1 protein-coding gene is annotated in these 410 nt (G+C 64.9%); it reads right to left on the bottom strand.

What is annotated here, in order from left to right; translation table 11 throughout:
* On the bottom strand, nucleotides 1-292 hold a 292-nt coding region (locus AYO52_RS18480), incomplete at its 3' end, for a hypothetical protein (RefSeq protein WP_371517134.1).
* Between the last annotated feature and the right edge of the window lie 118 nt (nucleotides 293-410).

Raw genomic sequence — 410 nt, 5'->3', positions numbered from 1 at the left:
TGAGTGTGGCTCCCAGCAGTACGGCGACTCCGGAGATCACGGGCGTAACGACTCTCGGGAGTTGGTCCCGCAGTTCATCGGCCTGGGTCACGAGGTAGTCCAGGGGCGCCCCACCCTCGAGCAGCCGCCGGGATCCGGTTCCTCGTGCTGCGATCGCTCGCCAGAGCCGCAGCCGAAGGTCATCGATGGTTCGAAAGGCGGCGTGATGGGTGAGTAATTGTTCGGCGTATGTGGCCACCGAGCGTCCGATCCCAAACGCTCGAACTCCGACGATCGCCACCAGGAGATACATGATGTACTCCTCGACGCTCGATCGGACGATCAACCATCCCGACAGCGCGGTGAGCGCCAAGCCCAGCGAGGTGGCGAGCACCGAGATGCCTATCGCCCCCGCCCAGAGCCTGCCGTGG

The sequence above is a fragment of the Dietzia sp. 111N12-1 genome (assembly GCF_001658045.1).
Taxonomy (GTDB): domain Bacteria; phylum Actinomycetota; class Actinomycetes; order Mycobacteriales; family Mycobacteriaceae; genus Dietzia; species Dietzia kunjamensis.
Note: the sequence above shows the minus strand (reverse complement) of the source record. Positions and strands in the feature narration are given on the sequence as shown.